The sequence below is a fragment of the Caballeronia fortuita genome (assembly GCF_001544835.2).
In the GTDB taxonomy this organism is placed as follows: domain Bacteria; phylum Pseudomonadota; class Gammaproteobacteria; order Burkholderiales; family Burkholderiaceae; genus Caballeronia; species Caballeronia fortuita.
Window position 1 is genome coordinate 50,718 of record NZ_FCNX02000020.1, and the last position, 24,244, is coordinate 74,961.

The 24,244-nt window shown below is 65.6% G+C and carries 21 protein-coding genes; 16 read left to right on the top strand and 5 right to left on the bottom strand.

The genetic code is table 11. The annotated features are described in order from the left end of the window. From AWB77_RS29730 to scpA, 6 genes are read left to right on the top strand one after another with little or no spacing between them, the layout of a single operon-like run. Positions 1–561: an MSMEG_0567/Sll0786 family nitrogen starvation N-acetyltransferase gene (locus AWB77_RS29730; RefSeq protein WP_061138110.1), complete on the top strand. Its 561-nt coding sequence runs from the start codon at positions 1–3 to the stop codon at positions 559–561. Continuing rightward, complete coding sequence (locus AWB77_RS29735; RefSeq protein ID WP_061138060.1) at positions 558–1,508, top strand: sll0787 family AIR synthase-like protein; 951 nt, start codon at positions 558–560, stop codon at positions 1,506–1,508. The genes AWB77_RS29730 and AWB77_RS29735 overlap by 4 nt, the downstream gene beginning before the upstream one ends. A gap of 16 nt (positions 1,509–1,524) precedes the next feature. After that, the gene (locus AWB77_RS29740; protein WP_061138061.1) at positions 1,525–1,809 is read left to right on the top strand and encodes an MSMEG_0570 family nitrogen starvation response protein; all 285 of its coding nucleotides are present in this window, start codon (positions 1,525–1,527) and stop codon (positions 1,807–1,809) included. Between the two features lie 24 nt (positions 1,810–1,833). Next, complete coding sequence (locus AWB77_RS29745) at positions 1,834–3,123, top strand: MSMEG_0569 family flavin-dependent oxidoreductase (protein WP_061138062.1); 1,290 nt, start codon at positions 1,834–1,836, stop codon at positions 3,121–3,123. A gap of 9 nt (positions 3,124–3,132) precedes the next feature. Then, entirely contained in the window at positions 3,133–3,957 is an 825-nt protein-coding gene (locus tag AWB77_RS29750; RefSeq protein WP_061138063.1) for a Pnap_2097 family protein, read from the top strand. Then, the gene (scpA, locus tag AWB77_RS29755) at positions 3,954–6,170 is read left to right on the top strand and encodes a methylmalonyl-CoA mutase (protein ID WP_244158698.1); all 2,217 of its coding nucleotides are present in this window, start codon (positions 3,954–3,956) and stop codon (positions 6,168–6,170) included. Before AWB77_RS29750 ends, scpA begins: the two co-directional genes overlap by 4 nt. Here scpA and AWB77_RS29760 read toward each other — a convergent pair. The 3 genes from AWB77_RS29760 to AWB77_RS29770 all read right to left on the bottom strand — a co-directional run bounded on the left by AWB77_RS29760 (position 6,053) and on the right by AWB77_RS29770 (position 10,318). After that, positions 6,053–7,177: an aminotransferase class V-fold PLP-dependent enzyme gene (locus tag AWB77_RS29760; protein ID WP_061138064.1), complete on the bottom strand. Its 1,125-nt coding sequence runs from the start codon at positions 7,175–7,177 to the stop codon at positions 6,053–6,055. The two genes, scpA and AWB77_RS29760, sit on opposite strands and share 118 nt — an antisense overlap. An 84-nt stretch (positions 7,178–7,261) precedes the next feature. Further along, positions 7,262–9,157, bottom strand: a complete 1,896-nt coding sequence (locus AWB77_RS29765) for an AAA family ATPase (protein ID WP_061138112.1) — start codon at positions 9,155–9,157, stop codon at positions 7,262–7,264. 129 nt (positions 9,158–9,286) lie between these two features. Beyond that, entirely contained in the window at positions 9,287–10,318 is a 1,032-nt protein-coding gene (locus AWB77_RS29770; RefSeq protein WP_061138065.1) for a LacI family DNA-binding transcriptional regulator, read from the bottom strand. 269 nt (positions 10,319–10,587) lie between these two features. On the opposite strand from AWB77_RS29770, the gene AWB77_RS29775 reads away from it, so the two are divergent. The 9 genes from AWB77_RS29775 to AWB77_RS29815 all read left to right on the top strand — a co-directional run bounded on the left by AWB77_RS29775 (position 10,588) and on the right by AWB77_RS29815 (position 20,683). Then, a complete protein-coding gene (locus tag AWB77_RS29775) occupies positions 10,588–11,973 on the top strand; it encodes a uracil-xanthine permease family protein (protein WP_061138066.1) in 1,386 nt (461 codons plus the stop codon). Beyond that, positions 11,970–13,388 carry an amidohydrolase family protein gene (locus AWB77_RS29780; RefSeq protein ID WP_061138067.1) on the top strand — a complete coding sequence of 473 codons (1,419 nt, stop codon included), beginning with the start codon at positions 11,970–11,972 and terminating at the stop codon, positions 13,386–13,388. Before AWB77_RS29775 ends, AWB77_RS29780 begins: the two co-directional genes overlap by 4 nt. Before the next feature lie 5 nt (positions 13,389–13,393). After that, entirely contained in the window at positions 13,394–14,113 is a 720-nt protein-coding gene (locus AWB77_RS29785; protein WP_061138113.1) for a sulfite exporter TauE/SafE family protein, read from the top strand. Positions 14,114–14,166: 53 nt separating this feature from the next. Then, entirely contained in the window at positions 14,167–15,255 is a 1,089-nt protein-coding gene (locus AWB77_RS29790; RefSeq protein ID WP_061138068.1) for a porin, read from the top strand. 109 nt (positions 15,256–15,364) lie between these two features. Beyond that, positions 15,365–16,249, top strand: coding sequence for a LysR substrate-binding domain-containing protein (locus tag AWB77_RS29795; protein ID WP_061138069.1), 885 nt, complete (start codon positions 15,365–15,367; stop codon positions 16,247–16,249). A 137-nt stretch (positions 16,250–16,386) separates the two neighbouring features. Next, positions 16,387–17,619, top strand: coding sequence for a CaiB/BaiF CoA transferase family protein (locus AWB77_RS29800; RefSeq protein ID WP_061138070.1), 1,233 nt, complete (start codon positions 16,387–16,389; stop codon positions 17,617–17,619). Beyond that, complete coding sequence (locus tag AWB77_RS29805) at positions 17,616–18,392, top strand: enoyl-CoA hydratase-related protein (protein WP_061138071.1); 777 nt, start codon at positions 17,616–17,618, stop codon at positions 18,390–18,392. Before AWB77_RS29800 ends, AWB77_RS29805 begins: the two co-directional genes overlap by 4 nt. Positions 18,393–18,419: 27 nt before the next feature. Next, on the top strand, positions 18,420–19,244 hold the full coding sequence (locus AWB77_RS29810) for an enoyl-CoA hydratase-related protein (RefSeq protein WP_061138072.1): 825 nt from the start codon (positions 18,420–18,422) through the stop codon (positions 19,242–19,244). 65 nt (positions 19,245–19,309) lie between these two features. Continuing rightward, on the top strand, positions 19,310–20,683 hold the full coding sequence (locus tag AWB77_RS29815) for an MFS transporter (protein WP_061138073.1): 1,374 nt from the start codon (positions 19,310–19,312) through the stop codon (positions 20,681–20,683). A 49-nt stretch (positions 20,684–20,732) separates the two neighbouring features. On the opposite strand, the gene AWB77_RS29820 is transcribed toward AWB77_RS29815, so the two are convergent. After that, positions 20,733–22,109, bottom strand: coding sequence for an NAD-dependent succinate-semialdehyde dehydrogenase (locus AWB77_RS29820; RefSeq protein ID WP_061138074.1), 1,377 nt, complete (start codon positions 22,107–22,109; stop codon positions 20,733–20,735). A 124-nt stretch (positions 22,110–22,233) separates the two neighbouring features. Between AWB77_RS29820 and AWB77_RS29825 the strand changes: the two genes are divergently transcribed. Next, a complete protein-coding gene (locus tag AWB77_RS29825) occupies positions 22,234–23,214 on the top strand; it encodes an AraC family transcriptional regulator (RefSeq protein ID WP_082852782.1) in 981 nt (326 codons plus the stop codon). A gap of 20 nt (positions 23,215–23,234) precedes the next feature. Here AWB77_RS29825 and AWB77_RS29830 read toward each other — a convergent pair whose 3' ends face one another. Then, entirely contained in the window at positions 23,235–24,188 is a 954-nt protein-coding gene (locus AWB77_RS29830) for a LysR family transcriptional regulator (RefSeq protein WP_061138075.1), read from the bottom strand. Positions 24,189–24,244: the final 56 nt, after the last annotated feature.

Here is a 24,244-nt window from a genome sequence, read left to right on the forward strand (position 1 = left end):
ATGTTCGTCGAAGCGATGGAGGGCGATGCGTTCGATCTCAGCTACACGCCGGTCGAATATCGCGTCAAATGGGCGACGCTGCCGTGGGAAGCGGCAGAAGCGTACAAGCTGCGCCGTGCGGTGTTCTGCATCGAGCAGGGTGTGTTCGTCGGCGACGATCGCGACGAGATCGACGCGCGCGCGCAATTGCTCGTCGCGCTGAGCTGCGTGGCGGGGATGCCGGAGCAGGTCGTCGGCACGGTGCGCATCCATGAAACGCAGCCCGGCGTATGGCTCGGTTCGCGGCTCGCGGTGCATGCGTCGTTCCGCTCGCACGGCAAGATCGGATCGACGCTGATCCGGCTCGCGGTGTCGAGCGCGCATGCACTCGGCTGCGAAACGTTTCTCGCGCATGTGCAGGCGCAGAACGTGCCGCTCTTCAGGCGTCTGCGCTGGGATACGCAGCGCGAGGAAACGCTCTTCGGCCGCCCGCATCATCTGATGCGCGCGCAGCTCGACGCGTATCCGCCGTGCGTCACGCCGCAAAGCGGTTTCGTCGCGCTGGCGCGGAGGCTGCCGTGAGCGCGCTGACGGAACTCGTCGAACGGCTGCGCGACAGCCGCGGCTTTCGTCACAAGAGCGATATCTCGCGCGTGCTCGCGCACTTGCCCGCGGATGCGCAGCCCGTCGCGATCGGCGACGACTGCGCCGCGATCGCCGACGGCGACGGCTATCTGCTATTCGCGATCGAAGGCATGGTGAGCGACTTCGTCCGTTCGATGCCGTGGTTCGCGGGCTATAGCGGCGTGATGGTGAACGTGAGCGACATCTACGCGATGGGCGGACGTCCGCTCGCCGTCGTCGATGCGCTATGGAGCGGCAACGCCGACGATGCCGGCGACGTGATCGCGGGCATGGCGGCGGCATCGGCGGTGTATGGCGTGCCGGTCGTCGGCGGACACAGCAACGTGCGCAGTGACGGCGCGCAACTGGCGGTCGCGATCCTCGGCCGCGCGAACAAGCTCCTGACGAGTTTCGATGCGCGCCCCGGCGATTCGCTCGTGATGGCCGTCGATCTGCGCGGCAGTTTCGAAGAGCCGTATCCGTTCTGGAATGCATCGGTCGGAGCGCCCGCGGGCCGCGCCCGTGCGGATTTCGAATTGCTTCCCGCGCTCGCCGAGGACGGCCTGTGCGATGCCGCGAAGGACATCAGCATGGCGGGCGCGCTCGGCACCGCGCTGATGCTGCTCGAATGCTCGAAGGCGGGCGCGCGCATCGACCTCGATGCATTGCCGCGTCCCGTGCACGTCGATTTCGAGCGCTGGCTCACGGCCTTCCCGAGCTTCGGCTTCGTGCTCTCCGTGCGTCCGCAACATGTCGATGAAGTACTCGCGCGCTTTGCATCGCGCGACATCGCAAGCGCGGTGATCGGCGAAGTGGACGCCTCGCGCGAAGTCGTCGTGACGCGCGCGGACGATGCCGCGCTGCTCTGGAATCTGAACGAAGCGCCATTCATATGCGCGCGATGACAATCGAGGCCGGAACATGCCAGTCATGCACTTTCTGATTCGCTGGCCGGACGGCGTGGAGGCGAACTGCTATTCGCCATCGACGATCGTCGGCGAATTCTTCGCGGCGGGCGAAAGCTATACCGTCGACGATTTCGTATCGCGTTCGCGCGAGGCGCTCTGCATCGGCTCGGAACGCGTGCGCGAGAAGTATGGCTTCGCCTGCTCGGCCGCGCTCGATCAGCTTGCGCGCATCGAGGAAGAGGCGAGCCGCTTTCGCGAAGCCCGCGATGCGCGCGTCACCGTGCTGGCGCTCGATTGAGCCATCTTGCAAAGGAGAAGGACCATGTCGAACACGGAAGCAGCGCAGAGCGCGCCGGCTCATTACAGCGTGATCGTCGTCGGCGGCGGGCAGGCAGGGCTGTCGGTCAGCCACTATCTGCGGCAGGCGAACATCGATCATCTCGTGCTGGAAAAACACAGCGTCACGCATACATGGCGCACGCAGCGCTGGGACTCGTTCAGCCTCGTGACGCCGAACTGGCAATGCGCGCTGCCGGGTCATCCGTATCAAGGCGCTGATCCGCACGGCTTCATGAAGAAGGACGAGATCATCGCCTATCTCGATGCCTTCATCGCCAAGGTCGACGCACCCGTGCTGGAAGGCGCCGCGGTGACGCGCGTGAGCCGCGACGCGCACGGACGATACGACGTGAGAAGCACACGCGGCGACTTCACCGCGGACCAGGTCGTGGTCGCCTCGGGCGGCTATCACACGCCGATCGTGCCGCGCATGGCCGAGCGCCTTGCGCCGGACATCGTGCAGATGCAGTCGTCGGAATATCGCAACGCCGATGCGCTGCCGCCCGGCGCGGTGCTCGTCGTCGGTTCGGGGCAGTCGGGCGCGCAGATCGCGGAGGACCTGCATCTCGCGGGCCGCAAGGTGCATCTCGCGGTCGGCGAGGCGCCGCGCTGCGCACGTTTCTACCGCGGCCGCGACGTCGTCGACTGGCTTGCCGACATGCGTTACTACGACATGCCGGTGACCGATCATCCGCTGCGCGAAGGCGTGCGCGACAACACCAATCACTACGTCACCGGCCGCGACGGCGGGCGCGACATAGACTTGCGCCGCTTTGCGCTCGAAGGCATGGAACTGTTCGGGCGCCTCGGAGATTTCCGCGACGGCAAGCTGCGCTTCGCCGCGAATCTGCGCGCGAATCTCGACGACGCGGACGATACCTACAATCGCATCAACGCGAGCATCGACGGATTCATCGCGAAGCACGGCATCGATGCGCCGCCGCAAGCGCGCTACGAACCGCTATGGCAGCCCGCTTCCGAGCGCACCGAACTCGATCTGCAGGCGAGCGGGATCACCTCGATCGTGTGGTGCATCGGCTTCACGCCGGACTTCGCTTGGCTCGACGCGCCGGTGTTCAACGGACGCGGCTATCCAGCGCATCTGCGCGGCGTGACGGCGGTGCCGGGGCTTTATTTCGTCGGCTTGCCGTGGCTGCATACGTGGGGCTCGGGCCGCTTCTCCGGCGTCGCGCGCGATGCGCAATTCATCGTCGATACGATCTGCGCGGAACGGGCGAGCGCGCCGGATCGCGAGTCGGCTGCGTGCGCGTGAAGGATCGTCATGCATGATCACGCATCTTCTTATCGCGCCGGCATGCCGCAGCTGAATCTCGCGGGTCTGTCGGAGAACTGGCTGCTGAAGGAATGCGGCGACCGGCACTGGGACGCGCTCGCGCGCGAAACGCAGAGCGACTTCATCGCCGATGAAGGCAGCCGCGCCTATGCGGCCTTCACGTCGATCAGGCTGCATGCGAGCGGCATCCACGACGTGCGCGAGAACGATACGTTCGGCATTCGCACGGCGCTATCGCGCATCGGGCCGGTGCGTCATGTCAGCGAGCATCGCGTGGAAGGCGGGCGCGGCGAGATCGCTGCGCTGTCGATGCTGTCGACCTTCGTGCGCCGCACCGAAGCGCGCAGGAACCGCTCCGTCGCGCGGGCGACTTTTTCTGCGCTGAAAGGCCATGTCGCGCCGATGAGTCCGCTCGTCGCGGGTATGCAGGACAGGGCGCGCCGCTTGCGTCTGCGGGAGCACGATGCGAACGTCGCCGCGCTCGGCTTGCACGATGCCGCGTGCGCGCCGCTCGAATTCGTGCCGTGTCCGTACAACGACTTCAACGGCGCGGACTTCCTCTATTTCGCGAGCTTTCAGGCGTTCGTCGATCGTGCGGAATGGCAGACGTGGCGTCTGCACGACGCGCCCGCGCTCGTATCGCGCGAACTGCACTATCACGGCAACATTGACGTGGGCGAAAGCATCCGCCTGACGTTCCGCCGCGCGTTCCTCGACGACACGCGCATCGCGCACTGGTGTGAGATCGAACGCGGCAGCGACGGCAGAAAGATCGCCGATGTCCTCACGCACAAAACAAGGAGACGCGCATGAGCCGTCCTCGCCGTGTTCCGCTAAAGCCGCTTTATACGCAAGCGGATATCGAGGGCATCGCGCATCTCGGCACGCAACCCGGCGCCGCGCCATTCGTGCGCGGGCCGTATGCGTCGATGTACACAGCCAGGCCCTGGACGATTCGCCAGTACGCCGGTTACGCCGACGCCGCCGATTCCAATCTCGCGTTGCGCCGGGCGCTCGAACGCGGTGCGCAGGGGCTGTCGATCGCCTTCGACTTGCCGACGCAGCTCGGCTACGATTCCACCGACGACGCAGCGCGTGCCGACGTCGGTCTCACGGGCGTGGCGATCGATACGGTCGAAGACATGACGCGTCTTTTCGACGGCATCGCGCTCGATCGCGTATCCGTCTCGATGACGATGAACGGTGCGGTGCTGCCGGTGCTCGCGGCGTTCATCGTCGCGGCGGAGGAGCGCGGCATTCCGATGACGGCCCTTCGCGGCACGGTGCAGAACGACATCCTCAAGGAGTTCATGGTGCGCAACACGTGGGTGTTCGCGCCGCAGCCGTCGATGCGGATCGTTGCGGACGTTGCGCAGTTTCTCGGCGAACATATGCCGCGTTTCAACGCATTGTCCGTATCGGGCTATCACTTTCAGGAAGGCGGCGCCGACGCATCGCTCGAACTCGCGCTCACGTTCTCGAACGCCATTGCGTACGTTCGCGCGCTGCGTGAACGAGGCTTGCCCGTCGATGACGTGTGCGAGCAGTTGAGCTTTTTCTTCGGCACGGGCACGGACTTTTATACGGAGATCGCCAAACTGCGCGCGGCGCGTTTGCTATGGTCGCGCATTGCCGGGGACGAGGGCGCATCGACCGCGAAGAGCCGCGCGCTGCGGATGCACTGTCAGACGTCGGGCTGGACGTTGAGCGCCACGCGCACGCAAAACAACATCGTGCGCACGACCGTCGAAGCGATGGCGGCCGTGTTCGGCGGCACGCAGTCGCTGCATACGAATGCATTTGACGAGGCGCTCGCGTTGCCGTCCGCGTCCGCCGCGCAACTCGCGCGCGACACGCAACTGATTCTCCAGCACGAGATGGGGCTGTGCGATGTCATCGATCCATGGGCCGGCTCGTACATGATGGAGTCGTTGACGGCGCGTCTCGCGGATCGGGCGCGCGCGATCATCGACGAAGTCGAGGCGCTCGGCGGCGCATTCGAAGCGATCCGCACGGGCTGGGCGCAGCGCAAGATTCGCGAGCACGCGGCGGCGGCGCAGATGCGTATCGATGCGGGCGAGCAGGTCATCGTCGGCGTGAATGCGTTCCGCGCAGCCGAAGCCGATCAGGATGAAGATAACGACTCGCCCGCGTGCCTCGCCATCGACGGCGAATGCGTGCGCATGCAACAGTCGCGCAGACTCGCCGACGTCAAGCTGCGCCGCGACGATAGACGGTTGCGCGCAACGCTCGCGGCATTGACGCGCGCCGCGCGTGAGGACAACGGCAATTTGCTCGCGGCGACGATCGAGTGCATGCGCGCGCGGGCGACAGTCGGCGAATGCACGCGCGCGCTCGAGGCCGTCTGGCCGCGTCATGCGCAGGACACGAGCGATTCGCCGCACGCGCACGAAACGCACGTTCGCGAAGATGTGCAATGGCGCGCGGCGTGCGTGGAAGTTGCTCGGCTGCGTGAGAAGCTAGGCAGAAAGCCGTGCTTGTTGATGGCGAAGCTCGGACTCGACGGGCACGATCGCGGCGCGAGCGTGGTGTCGTCTGCATTGAAGGACGCGGGCTTCGACGTGACGATGACCGGCCTCTTCGCTTCGCCGATGCATGCCGCAGACCTCGCCGCGCAACTCGCCGCGCAAGAACGTTGCGACGTGATCGGCGTTTCTTCGCTCGGCGGCGCGCACATGCCGCTGGTGCTTCAGTTGATGCGCGAGCTTGAACGAAAGGGCGTGCGCGCGCCCGTGGTCGTCGGCGGCATCGTGCCCGATGCACACGCTTGCGCGCTGCGCGATGCAGGCGTGGCGGACGTCTTCGCGCCGGGCGCCACGATGCACGCGATCATCGAGCGGCTCGTGCAACTGATCGAAGTCCGCTTTTCATCGCAGCACGCCGCGCGCTATATGGCGTCCAGTGCCTTCGCGAGTCTCGCCACCGTGCCTTCGATATCGTGCAGCTTGTCGAGTCCGAACAAGCCGATGCGAAAGGTGCTGAAATCCGCGGGCTCGTCGCATTGAAGCGGCACGCCGGCCGCGATCTGCACGCCGGCGTCGGCGAACTTCTTGCCGGAGCGGATGCCGTCGTCGTCCGTGTAGCAGACGACGACGCCCGGCGCCTCGAAACCCTGCGCCGCCACGCTCCTGAAGCCTTTTTCGGCCAGCAGGGCGCGGATACGCCTGCCGAGTTCGAGCTGCTCCGCTTTGACCTTGTCGAAGCCGTATGCGTCGGTTTCCTTCATCACGTCGCGCAGCGTCGCGAGCGCGTCCGTGGGCATCGTGGCGTGATACGCGAAGCCGCCTTTCTCGTAGGCTTCCATGATCTGCAGCCATTTGCGCAGATCGCAGGCGAAGCTCGTGCTCGTCGTGGCGTCGATTCGTTCGCGCGCGAGCGGGCCGAGCATGACGAGCCCGCAACACGGCGACGCGCTCCATCCCTTTTGCGGCGCGCTGACGAGGATATCGACGCCGCTCGCTTCCATGTCGACCCAGGCGGTGCCCGACGCAATGCAATCGAGCACGAACATGCCGCCGACGGCATGAACCGCGTCGGACACCGCGCGAATGTAGGCATCGGGCAGCATGATTCCGGCTGCGGTTTCGACGTGCGGCGCGAAGACGAGATCGGGCTTGTCCCGCGAGATCGCGGCAACGACTTCCTCGATCGGCGGCGGGGCATACGCGGCCTGCCGTCCTTCTTCGACGGGACGCGCCTTCAGCACGATCGATTCGGACGGGATGCCGCCCATGTCGAATATCTGCGACCAGCGGTAGCTGAACCAGCCGTTGCGGATGACGAGGCACTTCTTGTTCGTCGCGAACTGCCGGGCGACGGCTTCCATGCCGAACGTGCCGCTGCCCGGAACCACGATCGCCGCTTTCGCGTTGTAGACTTTTTTCAGGCCGTCGGAGATGTCGCGGAGCACGCCTTGAAAGCGGCGCGACATGTGATTGATGGACCGGTCGCTGTACACGACCGAATATTCGAGGAGCCCCTCGCGGTCGACGTCGGGAAGTAGGCCTGGCACGTTCGCCTCCGGTAATACCGAATTTAGGAATCGAAATCCGATTCTGGCGAAAGCCGCGTGCGGCGGCAGAAAGGCCGCGCGCCGCTATGCAGGCACCACGCTCATGCGCGTGACTTCGTGCTTGCGAATGAGATCGTAGACATAGGCGCCGGGCACCGTCTCGTTCTTCGAAAGCGCGAGCGTGACATCGTGCAGGATCGCACGATTGCGCCTGAGTAGATCGAAGCAGCGTTCGTTCATGTCGTTCAGCAGCGTGTTGGCCTGGTCGATCGCGCGGTCGAGTTGACGTCCGGCACTCTCGCGCGGCAAGGCGGCGAGGCTGAACAGGTTGCCTTCGCGGCCGAAACCGAGCCGCGACACCATCTCGAGACTGATACGCGATGCTTCCTGCAAGTCCTGCGCCGCGCCGCTCGATGCCTCACCGAACATCAGCAGTTCCGCGTTGCGCCCGCCGAGCAGCACCATCAATTCTTTTTCGAGTTCGCTTTGCCGATAAAGATGCTTGTCCTGGGGCTTGGTGATGAGCGCCATGCCGAGCGCGCCGCCGCGCGGCAGCACGGTCAGTTCTTCCAGCACGCCCGCGCCCAGCAGCGCCGCGACGATGCCATGCCCGGCCTCGTGCACGCCGACGCGCCGCACTTCGTCCGCATCGAGCGCTTGCTGCGCGCCGCTCACGTCGCCGATACGCACGACCTTGACCGCTTCGCGCAGATGCGCCGCGCACACCGCGCTCGCGCCTTGCCTGCGCGCGATTAGCCCGGCCTGATTGACGATCGTCGACAGCGACGCGGGCGAAAGGCCCACCGTCAGCCGCGCGAGCTGATCGCAGTCGATATCCGTCGCGCGCGACGGCAGCTTGCCGAGGTAATACTCGAAGATCTTCACGCGATCCGCTACGTCCGGCAGACGCACCTGCACGATGCGATCGAAGCGTCCCGGGCGGCGCAGCGCTTCGTCGATATTCTCGGGAAAGTTGGTCGCCGCAACGACGATCACGCCTTCGTTCTTCTCGAAGCCGTCCATTTCCGCGAGCAGTTGATTGATGATGCGGTTGCTTTCGGCATCGGCGGAACCGGATGCGCCGCTCGTGCGCGCGGCAAGGCCGTCGGCTTCGTCGATGAAAATCACGACCGGGCCGCGCTTGCGCGCCGTCTTGAAGAGATGCTTGACCTTCTGGATGCCTGCGCCGTAATACTTCGCGCTGAAAAAACTGCCCGTGATCGCGATGAAATGCGCGCCGCATTCGCCCGCCAGCGCCTGCGCGAGCCGCGTCTTGCCGACGCCCGGACCGCCCGTCATCAGCACGCCGCACGGCGGCCGAATCCCCATGCGCGTGAACGACTTCGGATCGCGCAGATACGCCTTGATGTCTTCGAGCGCGGCCTTCGCTTCGAGTGCGCCGATCACGTCGTGAAAACGTATGTCGGGCGGCTCGGCGATCAGCGTGGCGTCGCCCTTCGTCTCGCGGCGGATGAACCAGAACATCAACGCGAGCATCAGCAGCGACAGCAACATGCTGGCCGAATCGCGCAACATGCCGAGCAATGCGCCGATGCCCGTCTGCGCACCGATCGATACGTTCGGCAGCCACGCGATCTGATAGTCGGGCGCGCTTTCGCCCTTGTTCGGCGCGAGCAGCAGCGACTGTGAGAACACCGCGAAGCGATCGGTGACAAAGTAGCGCGCGCCGCTTTTCGTCGATACGAGCATGGCGTCGAGCGTCACGCCGATCGCGGACACGCGCTTCTCGCGGATATCCGCGAGCATCTGCGAGACGTCCTTTTCGGTATGCGCCCACGGCGACGGATCGTGCCGCATCTGATAGACGATGCTCGCCGCCGGCAACGGATCGGCCCGCCGGTTCGCCGTGCCGTGACGCAGCGCCGCCGCGCCGACCGCGATCAGCACGGCGACGAGCGCGGCGAATGCGATCAGCCGCCGCCCGCGCGGGGTCCATCGTCCGTTCTTTCCCGGTTTCATGGGTTCGTCCTCGTATCGCATCCGTATGCGTGCCCGCGCGGCCAGCGGCATCGCACGATGCTCAGGCTACGGATGTTGCCCGCGTGGAGGATTCGCGTCCGTGCGTATAACCGCTTTGCGCGGGCGCGCCTATTCGGCGAGGCCCGACGACTCGCGGATCACGAGTTCCGGCAGCGCCGGCGATACGGACTGCGCGCCGCCCGCGCCGCCGAGATGCGCGAACAGGAGATCGACGGCCTGCGAGGCCATGTCGTCGAGATGGAGATCGACGGCGGTGAGCGGCGGGCGGCAACTGCGCGCGCGCGTGCCGTCGTAGCGCGTGACGACCTTGATGTCGTGCGGCACGCGTTTGCCCGCCTGCGCGATGGCATCGACCGCGCCCACGGCGAACGCGTCGACGAGCGCGCACAGGCCGTCCACTTGCGGATGCGCGCGCAGCAGGTCCGCGCACGCCGCGCGGCCCGCGTCCTCGCCGCCGGATTCGTCCGCCGTCGCAATCACCGGCGTCATGCCGTGCGCCTCGCAGAAGCGCTCGTAGGTCGCGCGCGCCTCGACGTACGAATTGCGCTGTTGCGCGCCGACGAGCAGCGCGATGTGCCCGCTGCCGCGCTCGCGCAAGTGGTCGAGCAACAGCGAAGTCGTTGCGGACGAATGGATATCGACGTAAGGCACGGCATCGTTGCCCGTCTGACGTCCGAGGCATACGACAGGCAGGCCGCGCTCCTGCAGATGCGCGACGTTGGCGTCGTCGGCGGTGGGTTCGATGACGATCGCGCCGTCGATATCGAGCTGCTCCAGCGGCAGGCGGCCCGCCATCACCGGCGGCACGAGCACCAGCGCGAGTCCGCGCGTGAGTGCGGCGGCGGCGGCGACGGCGGCGACTTCCATCAGGAAGCCGAGCCGCGACGCGCCGCCCGCGATCTCGAACGGCATCGACGAAATGAGCGCGATGGTATGCGCCTCGCCCGTGCGCAGCCGCTGCGCCCGCACGCTCGGACGATAGCCGAGCGCGCGCGCCGCCGCCTTCACGCGTTCGCGTGTCTGCGGGTCGACATAGCCCTTCTCGTTGAGCGCATGAGAGACGGTCGTCGTGGAAACGCCGGCCGCGCGCGCCACATCGGCGATCGTCGGGCGCTGTCTGGGCGGCGTTGGGCTCGGCATGCGGGTTCCTCGCGTGTGGCTCGATTCAGTGATGCGGGATTCTCGCACGCGGACGGCTGGCCATCCCGATGACGACAGGGCGAGCGAAAGCGCGTCCACATTAGTCGATTCCCTGTCTTGACAAGCGATAAATGACGCACCATTCTACGATCACAAATCGATTTGGGGCAGCCGCCCATTTTATTTATCGCTTTCCCAAATCGATTTGGGATGCGCGAATATCGAAACGACCGAACGGTCGTTCTCACGGCACATAGGAGACAAACCAAATGGTCCACCATCCGCCGGTACACGCTGTCGACGAGCGCCTGCCGCTCGCGAAACTCATGCTCTTCGGCTTGCAGCACGTGCTCGTCGTCGCCGCTTCGCCGATCACGGCGGTCTTTCTCGTCGCCAAGGCGCTGGGGCTGTCGTCGGCGCTGACCGTCGATCTCATCAGCGCGACATTTCTCGTGTGCGGGCTCGGCACGCTGCTGCAATCTTTCGGGCCGCTCAAATTCGGCGCGCGCCTGCCGTTCATCATGGTGCCGGGCGGGGCGCCCGTCGTGCTTTTCGTCCTGATCGCGCAGCAGACGGATCTGCAAACCGCCGCGGGCGCGACGATCCTCACCGGCTTCGTCTACTTCCTGCTCTTGCCGGTCTTCGCGCGCTGCCTGCGCTTTTTTCCGCGCATCGTGATCGGCACGATGCTGATTCTCGTCGCCGTCAATCTGATCCGGATCTACGGCGTCGTGATCGTCGGCAAGCCGGGCACGGCGGAGTTCGGCGCGCCGCTCGGCATCGGGCTCGCGCTCGCGACGGTCGGCTTCACCGTGCTGTTCGCGAAGCTCTGCAAGGGCATGCTCGGGCAGCTCGCCGTGCTGCTCGGCCTGCTCGCGGGCGCGGCGCTCGCATGGGCGCTCGGCGCGATGAGTTTCGCGGATGTCTGGTCCGGCGCGATCGTCACGGTGCCGACCCCGCTGCCTTTCGGCATGCCGCGCTTCGACGTGCTCGCGGCGCTGCCGCTGCTGATCTTCAGCGTCATCTCGATGGCCGAAGCCACCGGCCAGACGGTCGCGATCGCGGAAGTCGTCGGCAAGGAAATCGATCCGCAGACCGAAGTGCCGAAGACCATTCGCGGCGATGCGGCGATGTCCGTGCTCGGCGGCCTGTTCGGTACGTCGCTCATCATCACGAGCAGCGAGAACATCGGCATCGTGCAGGCGACGGGCGTGCGCTCGCGCTTCGTCACGGCGGCGGCGGGCGTGCTGCTCGTCGTGATCGCGCTGCTCGCGCCGCTCGGCCGTCTCGCGAACGCGATTCCCGCGCCGGTCGTCGGCGGCTCCGCACTGATCGTGTTCTCGATCATCGGCGTGATGGGCATCAACCTGCTGCGCCAGGTCGATCTTCGCTCGCGCGCCAACATGTACACGCTCGCCGCCGCGCTGACGATGGGCGTGCTGCCGATCGTCGTGCCCGGCGTCTACGGGCGCTTTCCGGGCGCGCTGCAGATCGTGCTCGGCAACGGACTCGCGATGGGCGCGCTCACCGCCGTCATCGTCAACGCGCTTTTCGAGCATCTGCACTTTCACTGGCGCGGACATGCCGCCGATCCCGCCGCGCATCTCGAAGCCGCCGTCACGACAACCGCTCCTGCCACTGAAAAACCATCATGAAGAACGAACAATTCGCGCCCGCCGCGCTTCAAGCCGACGAACTCCTGCTCCTGCCCGCGTTCGTCCTGCTCGCCGACGGACCGCAAGCCGCTCACGCCGTCGTCGTATCGAACGGAACGTTCACGGACGTCGGCCCCGCCGATGAAGTCATCGCGCGGCATCCGCATCTCGCGCCGCTCGCGCTGCCCGGCAAGCTCGTCATGCCGGGCTTCATCGACGCGCATCATCATCTGACGCAATCGTTCGGCAAGGCGCTGGCGTTCGGCGAGCCGTCGGAGATTTATCGGCGCATCTGGGTGCCGCTGGAAAACTGTCTCGACGAAAACCTCGTCTATCTGTCCGCGAAGCTGGCCGCGCTGGAGGCGTTGCGCGGCGGCTTCACGACCGTCTGCGATGCGGGCACGCGCGCGAGCGGCGATGCCTCGACGATCGCCGCCGCGACGCAGGAAGTCGGCGTGCGCTGCGTGCTCGGCCTCATCTGCAACGATCTCGCGGAGGACATCGACGCCCGCGCGCGCGCTGCCATCGTCGTGCGTGCGCAGCAGCATCTGGCGCGCTGGGACGGGCACGCGCTCGTGCATCCGTCGCTCGCGATCTCGGTGCCGGAAGCCGGTTCCGACGGCATGCTGCAAACCGCGTCCGCGCTGTGCGCCGAAGCGGGCGTGATCTTCCAGACGCACGCGAATGAGCATCTCGCGGCGGTCGAGCGTTCGATCGTGCGGCGCAAGATGCGGCCGATCGAGCATCTGCATTACGCGGGCGCGCTCGGGCCGCAGACGCTGATCGCGCACGCGACGCTCGTCACGCCGTCAGAGTTGAACCTGCTCGCGCGCACGCGCACGGCGATCAGCTACAACCCGGTTGCGAGTTCGTGGAAGGGCAATGCGGTCGCGCCGGCGTTGCAGATGGACGCGCTCGGCATCCGCTTCGGCCTCGGCACGGACGGCACGCGCAGCGACGCGTTCCGTCTCGTCGATGCCGCCGAGACCGCGCAGCGTTTCGCCTTCGGACTCGCGACCGGCGATTCGTCGTGCGGCGCGGGCGAACTGTGGCTCGATCGCGCGTTGCGCGGCGGCGCGGATGCCTTGCGGCTCGATGCGCGCATCGGCGAGATCGCGCCGGGCAAGGCGGCCGATTTTCTGCTCGTCGATCTCGACGTGCCGGAGATGCGGCCATCGTGGGATCTGACGTGGGAACTCGTGCGGCTCGCGGACCGCAGTCAGATCGACGCCGTGTTCGTCGCCGGAAAGCTGCGCCTCTGGCAAGGCTGGCCGACGCAGTGGGACGCGCGCGCGTTTCTCAGGGAAGTCGACGAAGTCGCGCGTGAAGTGGTCGCGCGCGCGCCGATCCAGCGTGTGCACGCGACGCCTTCACTGCGATCCGCGTGCGGCGCGCCTCTTTCCGCCGTGGAGTGAATGCCGTGAGTCTGACCATCTTTCTCGTTCTCGCCGTCACCGTCGCGATTGCGGCGTTCATCCAGGGCGCGGTCGGCGTGGGCTTCGCGCTGATCTGCGCGCCCGTCATCGGACTGATCGAGCCGGAATTGCTGCCGGTGTCGCTGTTGATCCTGATGCTGCCGCTCAACGTCTATCTCGCGTGGCGCGAGCGTCCCGCGCTCGACTCGAAAGGCACGTTGTGGATCACCGTCGGACGCACGGCGGGCGCGGTCGCGGGCGTCTGGATCATCACGCGCATTTCGGCGCATGACCTTAACGTGTTCATCGGCGCATCGACGATCGCCGCTGCGCTTGCGACGCTGTTCGCGCCCAGCTTCATGCCGGGGCGCAATGCGCTGATGGCGGCGGGCGCGGTGACCGGCATCACCGAAACCGCGACGGGCATCGGCGGCCCCGCGCTCGCGATGGTCTTCCAGCATTACCGCGCGCCCGCGCTGCGCTCGACCATCGCGCTGTGCTTCGCGATCGGCGAGGCGCTCTCGCTCGTGATGCTGAGCGTGACCGGCACGATCACCGCCGCCAAGTTCATGTCGGCGCTGTGTCTCGTGCCGCCGGTGATCGTCGGGGCGTTCGTCAGCCAACATGTGCATCGGCGTCTGAACGCGCGTCTTCTGCGCATCAGCGTGATGGCGTTCGCGATCGTGTCGGGCGCGGCCATCCTGTATCAGACGCTCGTTTCCTGAAGCCTTCGCCGGCCCGCAGGCCGGCTCGTCCACTTTCCGAATTCGAGACCCTTATGAAGAAGAGTCGGTTTGCGCTCGTCCTTTCGATGCTGAGCGCCGCGATGAACGTCCACGCGCAAAGCAGCGTGACGCTGTACGGCAGTGTCGATGCGGGCGTCGGTTACGTGAGCAATCTGCGCGGCGCTCGCGCGTTCATCGCGCAGCAGGGCACGTTGCAGGCGGATCGCTGGGGCATCACCGGCGTCGAGGATCTGGGCGGCGGATTGAAGACCGTGTTCAAGCTGGAGTCCGGCTTTTCGACGATCAACGGCGCGATGGCGAGCGCGAACACGCTGTTCAACCGGCAGGCGTATGTCGGACTGAGCGACGAGCGCATCGGCACGGTCACGCTCGGGCGGCAGACCGACTTTCACTTCGAAATGCTCGGGCCGTTGTCGACGGCGCAATCGCTCGGCGACTTTTCCGCGTTCCATCCGGGCAATATCGACGGACTGGGCAATACGGTGCCGGTCGAGCTGTCGAACACGGTCAAGTTTCGCAGCCGGACGATCGCGGGCCTGACGCTCGGCGCGATGTACGGCTTCACCAATCAGTCGAGCAGCACGACGGGCCGCACCATCAGTTTCGGCGCGACGTACGGCTACGGTCCGCTCAATCTCGCGGCGGCGTACTCGGAATATCACGATCGCGCGTTCAATCTCGCGAACGCGCTCGGGCTCGCGAGCTTTCAGGGCGTGCCGGTGACGGCCGCGGCGCCGGTCATTGCGGACAGCGTGCGCAATGCGGGCATCGGCGGGAGCGTGCAGATCGGCCGCGTGCAACTGCATGCGCTTTTCACGCAGGTGCGCATCGAGGAGCGCGGGCAGGCCGACAACTTCCGCACGATCGACGGCGGCGCGAACTTCCAGGTGACGCCCGCGTACATGATCGGCGCGGGCGGGTGGACCACGACGTTCGTCGGCAAACGCTGGACGCAGGTGACGATCGCGAACGTCTATTCGCTGTCGAAGCTGACGCAGATCTACGCCGATGTGATGGTCGAGCAGGCGTCGTCGGGTGCTGTCGCGAGCACGCTCGGGATCGGGCCTTCATCGTCGAACCGGCAGACGGTCGTGCTAGCGGGAATTCATCATCTCTTTTGAGCGCGATGCGAGCCGCGTCGGCGGGCTCTGACCGGCGAGTGGACGAATGCCCGACCTTCCTTCGCGCATTTCGCGCCACAATCCGGTTATGTTTCCACACGGACAGGCCATGGAACGTCGCACACAGCTTCCTCCTTTGAATCCGACGCGCGCGTTCGAGGCGACCGGACGCCTGCTGAGCATCTCCAAGGCCGCCGACGAACTCGCCGTCACGCCCGCCGCTGTCAGCCGGCAGGTGCGCACGCTCGAAGCGTATCTGGGCGTCGATCTGTTCGAGCGCGTGAAAGGGCGGCTCGAATTGACATCGGCGGGGGCGCGCTATCTCGCGGAACTGATGCCGCTGTTCGCGGCGCTGCGCGATGCCACCGGCAGCCTGCGTTCGTCCGAGCGGCGCGCGCGCGTGCTCAAGATCCGCTCGCCCGCCACATTTGCGGTGCGCTGGTTGATTCCGCGCCTCGCGAGCTTTCATCGGCTGCATGAAAACATCGACGTGCAACTGACGACCTCGCCGGCGCCGCTCAACTTCGCGCGCGAGGATATCGACGGCGGCATCCAGCTCGGCGACGGCAAGTGGCCCGGCCTGCGCGTGCAGCGTCTGATCGCAAACGAACTGGTGCCCGTCGCCGCGCCCGCGAGACAGGTCAAGGCACGTTCGCAGTTGCAGGGCGAAACGTTGCTGCACACGCTCGCGCGTCCGGAAGACTGGACGCTGTGGTTGAAGGCGGCAGGTTTTCCGTTGAACGCGCGACGCCGCGAGATGCGCTACGAAACGTCGCTGCTCGCGTATCAGGCGGCGATCGAAGGGCATGGCGTCGCGATGGCGCAGAAGGCGCTCGTGCGCGGCGAACTGGAAAGCGGGCTGCTGGTCGCGCCGTTTTCGTTCGAGCTGGATCGCGGGCGTCACACGTATTACTTCGCGTGGCCCACGGCGCGTCCGCAATCGGATGCACTGAAAATTTTCCGCCGATGGCTGCTCACGTCGCTCGACGAATGACGCTCGCGTGCCGCGGACCTTTTAACAAAAAGTCAACGGCGCCTTTCCAAAATGTCGATTGTCCGCGAGGCCGGTGAGTCCGTAATCTCGTCAGCATGATTCGTCGCAGTGGCGAGTCACGAGACAGGACAATCACAATGCCAAGAGACAGCCTCAACGGCGTGCGGGTGATCGATTTCTCGCACGTCCTCGCCGGCCCGGTATGCTCGATGACGCTCGCCGATCTCGGCGCGCACGTCGTGAAGATCGAGCCGCCCGGCGGCGAGATCGGGCGGCGCATCGGGCCGCCGTGGATCGGCGGCGAGAGCCCGGCCTTCATCAGCGTGAACCGCAACAAGTACAGCGTCGCCATCGATCTGAAAACGGATGCGGGGCGTGAGGCCGTGCGACGCATGCTGCTCGACGCCGATGTGCTGGTCGAGAACTTCCGGCCTGGCGTGATGGCGTCGATGGGCCTCGACTTCGATACTTTGCGCGAACTGAATCCGCGGCTCGTCTACTGCTCGATTTCCGCGTTCGGCCAGACGGGCGCGAATCGCAAACGTCCCGGCGTCGATGGCGTAATCCAGGCGGTCAGCGGTCTCATGAGCACGCTCGGCACGTCGAGCGCCGAGCCGCTCAAAGTGCCGATTCCCGTCGCGGACATGATGGGCGGCTATCTCGCATCGATCGCGATTCTCGGCGCGCTGCATCACGTGCGCGCAGGCGGCGGCGGGCAGCATCTCGACGTCAGTCTCTATAACGCGACGCTGATGTTGCAGCAGATTGGCTTCGCCGCGTTCTTCGCGTCCGGGCGCGAGCCGGAGAAGACGGCGAGCGCCGCGCCTTATGCGTGCCCGAACGAAGCGTTCCCGACACAGGACGGCTGGATGATGGTCGTCGCCTACCATCCGGAACGATGGCACGCGCTATGTGACGTGCTCGCGACGCCCGCACTCGAAGCCGATCCGCGCTTCGCCACCAACGACGACCGCGTGCGTCATCGCGCGACATTGCATCGCATGCTTGCCGCGCGTTTCATCGAACGCACGACTGCGGACTGGATGGAACGGCTCGCCGCGCGCGACATTCTCTGCGCGCCCGTCGCAACTTATGGCGATGTGATCGAAACGGCGGAATATGCGGAGTCCGGCCTCGCGCAGACGATCGATCATCCGGTCGCGGGCCCCATGCGCACGCACGGCTTCGCGCTCGGTCCGTCGGATCGGGCGAGCGCGCCGGACATGCCCGCGCCGCTGACCGGCCAGCACACGCTGCAGATGCTGGAACGATACGGCTTTGCCGAAAGCGAGATCGCAGGCTTGCTGAACGCGGGCGTGATCCGCGTGAGCTGCGCGCCGCGCCACGAAGACCGCAAGGTGAGCGCATGAGCGCCGCGATGATTTCGAGCGAACGGCGCGGGCGCGTCGCGCTCGTTCGGCTCGCATCGGACAATCCGCTCAATCCGCTGACCGATGCGCTGATGGATCAGCTCGTCGACATCCTGCTGCGCAACGAGACCGATCCGCACGTTCACGCAACCGTACTGACCGGCTCCCACAAGGCTTTCGCCGCCGGCGCGGACATCGCCGCAATGTCGACGCTCGATTACGCGAGCGCATTCGCGAACGACTACATCGGTCGAAGCTGGGACCGCATCCGCACGATGCGCAAGCCGATCATCGCGGCGGTCGGCGGCTACGCGCTCGGCGGCGGCTGCGAACTCGCGATGATGTGCGACATCGTCATCGCCGCCGACGATGCGCGCTTCGGTCAGCCCGAGATCAAGCTCGGCATCGTGCCGGGCGCGGGCGGCACGCAGCGTCTGCCGCGCGCGGCCGGCAAGTCGACGGCGATGCTCGCGTGCCTGACCGGCGAATCCTTCGATGCCAACGAGGCGCTGGCGTATGGGCTCGTGTCGAAGGTCGTTCCGCGCGAGCAGTTGATCGACGAAGCGCTGCGCGTCGGCGAACAGATCGCGCGTCATTCGCTGCCGGTGATCGTCGCGATCAAGGAGGCGGTCGATCGCGCGTTCGAGTCGTCGCTGTCGGAAGGGCTGTTGTTCGAACGACGGCTGTTTCACGCGGGCTTTTCGCTCGCCGATCAGAAAGAGGGCATGGCCGCTTTTCTCGAACGCCGCCAGGCCGCATTTCAAAACCGGTAATCGCCGGAACAATCAGGAGACTCAGTCGTGTCAACTCATTCGAACGATGCCGGTTCGCTGGTCGAATCGTCCGTCGACGACGGCGTGCTCGTGCTCACGCTCAATAGCCCGGCCAATGGCAACGCGCTCGACGTCGCGATGACCGAGGCGCTATCGGACGCGCTGGAGCACATCAACGACCGGCGCGACGTGCATTGCGTGCTGCTGCGCTCGTCGTCGTCGCGGCACTTCTGCACGGGCGGCAACGTGAAGGACATGCAAAGCGGCAGCGATCTCATGAGCGGCGGCGTCGAAGATGTGCGCGACCGGCTGCATCGCAGTCTGCACAGAATCACGCGCGCACTGAGCGCGCTCGATGTGCCGTCGATATGCGCGGTGAACGGCGCGGCGGTCGGTGCGGGCTGCGACCTGACGCTGATGTGCGATATCCGCGTGGCGAGCACGCAGGCCGTCTTCGCCGAGAGTTTCCTGCGGCTCGGGCTGGTGTCGGGCATCGGCGGATCGTGGTTCCTCGCGCGCATCGTCGGCTATGCGAAGGCGCTCGAACTGACGCTGACGAGCGAATTCATCGATGCAGATGCGGCGCTGAATCTCGGCATCGTATCGAAGATCGTGCCTGGCGATGCGCTCGATGGCGAAGCGTTATCGCTTGCGAAGCGCATCGCGCAAAATCCGCCGGTCGCCCTGCGCATGGCGAAGCGGCTCGTGCGCGAAGCCGCCGATGCATCGCTTGCAACGACGCTCGAAATGGCAGCGAGCATGCAGGCCATTCTGTTGTGCGGCCGCGAGCACAAGGACGCTGTCGGACGATTTCTCGAACAGCAGGCGGCGAAGAAGCGCACGCACATGTGACGCGCCGATACGGCCACGCCGTTCATCGCGCGCGGCCTCACAAAATCGAATCACAGGAGACGACCATGTCCACGACTTCAGGCGTGCGCCATGCCAGGCCCGGCATGCTGCGGATCATCGCCACATCGAGCCTCGGCACGATGCTGGAATACTACGATTTCTTCGTCTATGTCGCGCTGACATCGACGCTCACGCACCTGTTTCTTCCCTCGACCGACCGGACCGTCGCCGCGATGGCCGGCGTCGCCACGTTCGGCATCGCGTATGTCGCGCGGCCGCTCGGCACGATCATCTTCAGCCCGATGTCCGACCGCATCGGACGCAAGAAGACCTTCGTCATCACGCTCGCGATCATGGGTATCGCGACAGTCGGCATCGGCTGTCTGCCGACTTACGCGATGGCCGGCCTGCTCGCGCCGATAGGCCTCATCACGCTGCGCGTGGTGCAAGGCATCGCGCTCGGCGGCGAATACGGCTCGGCCGTCGTCTACGTGATGGAGCATGCGCCGTCAGGCCGCAAAGGCATGGCGACGAGCGTGCTGCAAAGTACCGCGAGCTTAGGTCTGCTGCTGGCGCTCGCGATCGTATCGGCACTGAAGTTTGCGCTCGATACAGCGGCATTCGATTCGTGGGGGTGGCGCGTGCCGTTCCTGATCTCGGCGCCGATCGTCGCGGTGGCGACATGGATTCGCCTCGGCATGACGGAAACGCCCGTGTTCGCGGAGATGAAGCAGGCGGGCCGTCTTTCGAAGTCGCCGTTGCAGGACACCCTATCGAGCGCGACATCGTGGAAGGCGATACTCGTCGCGATGTTCGGCGCGCAGGGCGGAACGTCGGTGTCGCTCTATACGTCCATCGTCTACATGCTGTACTTCCTGCAGAACGTGTTGAAGGTCGAGCCTTCCCGCGCGAATCTTTGCCTCGGCGTCGCTATCGTGGTGGCCGCGCCGCTGTACCCGGTGTTCGGCCGTCTGTCCGATGCAATCGGTCGCGCGCGTGTGATGCTGATCGGCATCGTGCTGTGGATACTCGCGGCGTATCCGGCTTTCGCGGGCATCAGGACGAACGCGCTCGCGGGCGGCTGGGCCACGGTGACGCTGCTCGTCGCGTTGCTCGCCGTGCTCACCGCGATGATCATGGCCCCGCTGCCCGCGTTCATCGCCGAATGTTTTCCGCCGCAAAGCAGGACCACGGGCTTCGGTTTGTCGCAACAACTCGGCAACGTGCTGTTCGGCGGCTTTCTTCCGTTGATCAGTCTTTCGCTCGTCAATCTGACAGGCAATCCGCTTGCGGGCGTCGGATATTCGATCGCCTCGCTGCTGCCGTGTCTCGCCGTCACGTTCTTCTGGGGACTGCGGCAGGACCGGCTCATCAGGCAGCGCAATCGCGATGTGCCGAGCGCCGCACATGCGGATGCGGGTCGATTCCCGGTGCGCTGAACCGGTCATGACACGAAGCGCGGCATCTTCATGCCGCGCCTCGCGCCGTTCAGGCGAGACCGCTCATCAGCGTGTACTTCACATGCACATATTCCTCGATGCCATGATGACTGCCTTCGCGACCGTAGCCGGACTGCTTCACGCCGCCGAACGGCACCGATGCCGTGCCGACCGAGCCGGAGTTGAGAATCACCATGCCCGACTCGATGTTGCGCGAGAGCCGGAACGAGCGGCCCAGATCGCGCGTGAACGCGTAGGCGACGAGACCGTATTCGCTGTCGTTGCTGCGCGCGATGACTTCGGCTTCGGTCGAGAAGCGATACACCGGGAAGACGGGACCGAAGATCTCGGTCGATGCGATCGGCATGTCGTCCGCGACATCGACGAGAATGGTCGGCGCATAGAAGAGTCCGCCTTTCGCGTGCGGGTGTCCGCCGAGCACGACCTTCGCGCCGCGTCCGCGCGTATCGTCGACGAGCTTGCCGACCTTCTCGATGGCCGCGCGATTGATGAGCGGACCGACGACGAATCCGTCCTGCAGGCCCTGATCGACCGGAATCGCTTCGACGAGCGCCTTCACGCGCTGCACGAACGCATCGTGCACGCTCGCCTGAACATACACGCGGTTCGGCGAAATGCAGACCTGTCCGCTGTTGCGCAGCTTCGCGGAAACGAGCGCCTTCGCTGCTTCGTCGAGATCGGCGTCGTCGAAGACGATGAAGGGCGCGTTGCCGCCGAGTTCCATCGTCATCTTTTTCAGCGTGCCGGCGCACTGCGAGGCGAGCAGCTTGCCGACCGCCGTCGAACCGGTGAACGAAATCTTGCGGATGCGCGGATCGTCGGTGATGAGCTTGCCGATCTGCGCGGGGTCGCCCGTCACCATCTCGAAGACGCCTTCCGGAATGCCCGCGCGGCGCGCGTATTCGAGCAGCTTGTATGCGGTAAGCGGCGTTTCTTCGGCAGGCTTCAAGAGGATCGTGCAACCGGCCGCGAGCGCGGTCGCCACCTTGCGCGTGATCATCATGAACGGAAAGTTCCACGGCGTGATCGACGCAACCGGTCCGACAGGTTCTTTCGTGACGATCACTGCGGCGTCTCTCGCGTGAGTGGGGATGGTGTCGCCGTACACGCGCTTCGCTTCTTCCGCATACCATTCGACGAAGCCGAGGCCATAGTCGATTTCACCGAACGCTTCCGACATGCACTTGCCGTTCTCGCGGCACATCAGCTCGGCGAACGCGGTCTTGTCGGCGCTGACGAGTTCGAACCATGTGCGCAGCAATGCGCTGCGCTCGCGCGCCAAGGTGCGCGACCACGTTGGAAACGCGGCGCACGTGCGGTCGATGGCCGCGCGCACCTGCGCTTCCGAATGATGTTCGACTTGCCCGACGAGCGAGCCGTCGGCGGGATTGAGTACATCGATCATGCTTGTTCTCCGAGGTGAGTTGACTTGCATGATCGGATGTTAGGGATATAACGATGCGACGAGAACGCGTGATCGTCTGCGAAGCTTGCCCGATCCTATCAACACGTCTTTATCAAAAAAAAGGATGAAAACGCACCGCAGCGACACATTTCCGGCGATCGAAAACGAAGCCGCGGCGCTGGCCCGCGTGCACGCTTCGATGGTGAGCCGGCTCCTCGAACTGGCGCCGAACGAAGGCTATAACACGACGCCGATGCCGGACATTCGCCTGTTGCGATCGAACCGGCCGCTCACGCGCACGCCCGTGCTGTACGAGCCGGGGATCGTCGTGATCGCGCAGGGGCGCAAGCGCGGCTATCTCGGCAACAAGGTCTATGTCTACGATGCGCAGCACTATCTGGCCGTCGCGCTGCCGCTGCCGTTCTCCATGGAAACCGACGCCACCGCCGACGAGCCGTTGCTCGCGGTGTACGTGCGTCTCGATCCGGTGCTCGCCGCCGATGTGCTGTTGCAGATCGACGAGCGCAACGGCGTGGTGCCGGGCGAGCCGGGCGGCATGGCCACGACGCGTCTCGATGTGGCGCTCGGCGAAACGATGCTGCGCTTTCTCGACGCGATGCGCGATCCACTCGAAGCCGCGCTACTGGGGCCGTCGCTCGTGCGGGAGATTTACTTTCGCGTGTTCATCGGCGAACAGGGCGCCTCGATGCGCGCGGCGCTCGATCTGGATGGCCACTTCGGGCGCATTTCCAGGGCGCTGCGCAAGATTCATTCGAGCTATGCCGAGACGCTGACGATAGAAACGCTGGCGCGCGAAGCGGCGATGAGTGTGCCGTCGTTTCATATGCACTTCAAGGCGGCCACGAAGACATCGCCGTTGCAGTACATCAAGTCGACGCGGCTGCATCAGGCAAGATTGTTGATGGCGCGGCAAGGCATGACCGCGGCGGCGGCGAGTGCGCGAGTCGGGTATGAGAGCGCGTCGCAGTTCAGTCGCGAGTTCAAGCGGTTATTCGGCGGCACGCCTTCGGAGGAGTTGCGGAGAATGAAGCGGCATTTTGCGGTGCCCGAGGCGGGGGAGTCGATGTATGTGTCGTCGCATTGATTCCGTGGTCGAACTCCCCATCAAAGCTCACCACGCCGCACCTGTTCGTCCCGCTTCTCCTTGCATAGCTCGATGAACCTCTGCACCGGCGCCGTCGCCGTCGCCCCGCGACGCGTGGCGATGCCGTAGGGCGCGCCGCGCCGTTCTATCCGAATCGGCAGCACGGCCATCATCCCGTGCGCCTGAAAATACTGCGCGACTTTCAGCGGCATGAGCGCCACCGTCCCCGCGCTCGCGCGCAGCAGCGACAACGTTGCGAACGTGGATGACGTCTCGATGGCATAACGCGGGAAGGGCACGTTGGCGTCGTCGAAAAGCTGTTCGAGCAGCGAGCGCATCGGCAGGGCGGCTTGCGGGACGATCCACGGATTGCCGGCGAGCTCTTCGAGCGTCAGGCGCTGCACGCTCGCCAGCGCATCGGCGCCATCGACCACGAGACACACTTCCTCCACTTCGAGCGGAATGAAATCGTAAGCCTCAGGGTGAACACTGATGCTCGGCCGCCCTATGACGAGATCGAGCAGACGCTGATCGAGCATCGACAGCAAACGCGCGCTGTTGTCCTCCCACACCTCGACCGACACGTCCGGCTGCACGTGCCGCAACGCGCGCAGGATCGGCGCGAGCCACTCGGGCATCGAACCCATCACCGCGCCGATCGCGAGCATGCCGCCGCCGCCGCGCATGATCGCCGCAAGCTCGTCGCGCAACGCGCCGATCTCCGAGCGCACCGCGCGCGCATGACGGATCACGCAGCGTCCGAGTTCGTTCGGCACGATGCCCCGCGGCGAGCGCGCGAACAATTCCGTGCCGAACATCGCCTCGATCTCGCGCAGCGACTTGGTCGTCGCGGGCTGCGAGAGCGACACCTGCTGCGCCGCCTTGCGCAGCGATCCGTGGTCGTCCAGCGCGATCAAAAGCGCGACGTGATTGCCGCGCAGCCGCCTCAATATCGCATCGATACTGGTTATCACCGATATAACTCCAGCGTCTCACCTGATCGGAAGGTTTCATTATCTGGCCGCGCCGA

What these genes read in the sequence shown, in the direction of transcription:
- AWB77_RS29730 (WP_061138110.1), top strand. Translation starts at nt 1, where the DNA reads ATGTTCGTCGAAGCGATGGAGGGCGATGCGTTCGATCTCAGCTACACG.
- AWB77_RS29790 (WP_061138068.1), top strand. Translation starts at nt 14,167, where the DNA reads ATGAAGAAGAGTCGGTTTGCGCTCGTCCTTTCGATGCTGAGCGCCGCG.
- AWB77_RS29750 (WP_061138063.1), top strand. Translation starts at nt 3,133, where the DNA reads ATGCATGATCACGCATCTTCTTATCGCGCCGGCATGCCGCAGCTGAAT.
- AWB77_RS29795 (WP_061138069.1), top strand. Translation starts at nt 15,365, where the DNA reads ATGGAACGTCGCACACAGCTTCCTCCTTTGAATCCGACGCGCGCGTTC.
- AWB77_RS29820 (WP_061138074.1), bottom strand. Translation starts at nt 22,109, where the DNA reads ATGATCGATGTACTCAATCCCGCCGACGGCTCGCTCGTCGGGCAAGTC.
- AWB77_RS29765 (WP_061138112.1), bottom strand. Translation starts at nt 9,157, where the DNA reads ATGAAACCGGGAAAGAACGGACGATGGACCCCGCGCGGGCGGCGGCTG.
- AWB77_RS29800 (WP_061138070.1), top strand. Translation starts at nt 16,387, where the DNA reads ATGCCAAGAGACAGCCTCAACGGCGTGCGGGTGATCGATTTCTCGCAC.
- AWB77_RS29740 (WP_061138061.1), top strand. Translation starts at nt 1,525, where the DNA reads ATGCCAGTCATGCACTTTCTGATTCGCTGGCCGGACGGCGTGGAGGCG.
- AWB77_RS29745 (WP_061138062.1), top strand. Translation starts at nt 1,834, where the DNA reads ATGTCGAACACGGAAGCAGCGCAGAGCGCGCCGGCTCATTACAGCGTG.
- AWB77_RS29805 (WP_061138071.1), top strand. Translation starts at nt 17,616, where the DNA reads ATGAGCGCCGCGATGATTTCGAGCGAACGGCGCGGGCGCGTCGCGCTC.
- AWB77_RS29825 (WP_082852782.1), top strand. Translation starts at nt 22,234, where the DNA reads ATGAAAACGCACCGCAGCGACACATTTCCGGCGATCGAAAACGAAGCC.
- AWB77_RS29815 (WP_061138073.1), top strand. Translation starts at nt 19,310, where the DNA reads ATGTCCACGACTTCAGGCGTGCGCCATGCCAGGCCCGGCATGCTGCGG.
- AWB77_RS29780 (WP_061138067.1), top strand. Translation starts at nt 11,970, where the DNA reads ATGAAGAACGAACAATTCGCGCCCGCCGCGCTTCAAGCCGACGAACTC.
- scpA (WP_244158698.1), top strand. Translation starts at nt 3,954, where the DNA reads ATGAGCCGTCCTCGCCGTGTTCCGCTAAAGCCGCTTTATACGCAAGCG.
- AWB77_RS29770 (WP_061138065.1), bottom strand. Translation starts at nt 10,318, where the DNA reads ATGCCGAGCCCAACGCCGCCCAGACAGCGCCCGACGATCGCCGATGTG.
- AWB77_RS29775 (WP_061138066.1), top strand. Translation starts at nt 10,588, where the DNA reads ATGGTCCACCATCCGCCGGTACACGCTGTCGACGAGCGCCTGCCGCTC.